The sequence below is a fragment of the Bradyrhizobium sp. NBAIM08 genome, assembly GCF_020193935.1.
GTDB lineage: Bacteria > Pseudomonadota > Alphaproteobacteria > Rhizobiales > Xanthobacteraceae > Bradyrhizobium > Bradyrhizobium yuanmingense.
In genome coordinates, this window is sequence record NZ_JADYVR010000106.1 from 1 (window position 1) to 517 (window position 517).

Annotated in this window: 2 protein-coding genes; both read right to left on the reverse strand. The window is 70.6% G+C overall.

Features of this window, described 5'->3' with window-relative positions; translation table 11 throughout:
• Nucleotides 1-337, reverse strand: a 337-nt coding sequence (locus tag I6F37_RS38630; RefSeq protein ID WP_249795430.1) for a GTP-binding protein, incomplete at its 3' end; no start/stop codon positions are given.
• Nucleotides 330-517: hypothetical protein (locus I6F37_RS38635; protein WP_225154162.1), on the reverse strand; the 188-nt coding region annotated here is incomplete at its 5' end. The genes I6F37_RS38630 and I6F37_RS38635, both read right to left, overlap by 8 nt.

Consider the following 517-nt stretch of genomic DNA (forward strand, 5'->3'; position numbering starts at 1 on the left):
GTTCACGCGTTTGCGGCATCGGGCCGTCGGCGGCACTGCAGACCAGGATCGCGCCGTCCATCTGCGCGGCACCGGTGATCATGTTCTTGACGTAGTCGGCGTGCCCCGGGCAGTCGACGTGCGCGTAGTGGCGGTTCGCCGTTTCGTATTCGACGTGCGCGGTGTTGATGGTGATGCCGCGGGCCTTTTCTTCCGGCGCCGCGTCGATCTGGTCGTAGGCCTTGGCCTCGCCACCGAACTTCGCCGCCAGCACCGACGTGATCGCCGCTGTCAGCGTCGTCTTGCCGTGGTCGATGTGCCCGGCGGTCCCGAGCACCAGCTCGCGCGACTCAGCCAAGGGCCGCGCGGACGGCTCGCCCCGCGAGGCGCGCCTCCTCATCGCTCATCGTTCGCGGGTCCAGCACCACCTCGCCGTCCTCGATTCGCGCGATCACCGGCGGGTCCGCGCGCCTCAGGGCGGCGAGCAGCTCGTCTGCGCCCACCCCGACCGGGTCGACGAAGCAGGCCGGACCGGGGA